We start from the raw sequence: 516 nt of genomic DNA, 5'->3' as shown, positions 1-516 counted from the left end.
GCGGCGACCCCACCAACGTCACCATGGTCGGGCAGTCCGCCGGGGCGACACTCGCGCTGTGGCTTGCCCGGCGCGACCACTACCGTGGCGGGTTCCGCCGGGTGCTGGCCATGTCGCCGGCCTTCCCGCGTGTGCCCTACGAGAAGCGCAAGGCGGCGCTGAGGGCGTTTTTGGGCAAGCCACTCACCCGCTCGGCGCTGAACAACGCCGCCCCCACCCGCGTCGAGCGCGCGTACCGGCGCCTGCGCACGCTGCACTTCAGCGACATGGCGCTGGGCCCCGCGCCGCTGGAGCCGGAAGAGCTGGCGGAGGTGGACATCGTGGTCACCTCGACGCGCGAGGAAATGTACCGCCTCGGGGAGCGCGCCGACCGGGTCGGGCTGGGCCGCGCCTCCGCACGCGCCTTCGCCGCGCGCATGGGGGTGAACCGGTTCCCGGAGTACATGGAGGCCGCGGCCGCCCGCGACGCCGCCCACCCGAGCGGGCAGATGTTCGGCGACAGCCTCATCCGCCGCT

Annotated in this window: 1 pseudogene; it reads left to right on the top strand. The window is 74.0% G+C overall.

The features are described from left to right. Positions 1–516, top strand: a pseudogene (locus tag B3611_RS05785) (carboxylesterase family protein); the annotation flags it as partial.

The organism is Corynebacterium sp. UBA2622, assembly GCF_002339505.1.
GTDB lineage: Bacteria > Actinomycetota > Actinomycetes > Mycobacteriales > Mycobacteriaceae > Corynebacterium.
Note: the sequence above shows the minus strand (reverse complement) of the source record. Positions and strands in the feature narration are given on the sequence as shown.